This window comes from Mesorhizobium sp. M3A.F.Ca.ET.175.01.1.1, from assembly GCF_004791945.1.
Taxonomy (GTDB): Bacteria; Pseudomonadota; Alphaproteobacteria; order Rhizobiales; family Rhizobiaceae; genus Mesorhizobium.
In genome coordinates this window covers 1-297 of sequence record NZ_SRTP01000343.1, presented here as the reverse complement: position 1 = coordinate 297, position 297 = coordinate 1, and the positions used below count along the sequence as shown (strand labels likewise).

Here is a 297-nt window from a genome sequence, read left to right as displayed (position 1 = left end):
ATGCTGGCGCAGCACCAGCCGGTCGCGGACGGCGTCAAGGCCACCGCCGGCGCTCTGCTCCGGAAAGGCATTCGCCAGGCGATCGACGGTCTCGACGAGAGCGGTCGCCTCGCGTGGGCCGGCAAGCAGCGCCGAGACCTGCTTGTAACATTCGTTCTCAGTCTGGCAGAACGGTTCGTCTCCGGAACGAACCAGGCGCAGCAAGGCCCGCACGCTCTTCAGCCGCTTGCGGCACTTGTGCAGCCCCTGCTCCGGCTTGTCGCGCGCCGTCTCAAGATGGGCGAGCGCCCTGCCGAT

The 297-nt window shown here is 68.0% G+C and carries 1 protein-coding gene; it reads right to left on the bottom strand.

Going from position 1 to position 297, the window contains the following annotated elements:
• Positions 1-297, bottom strand: a 297-nt coding sequence (locus EN818_RS31915; protein WP_135906751.1) for a CHAD domain-containing protein, incomplete at both ends; no start/stop codon positions are given.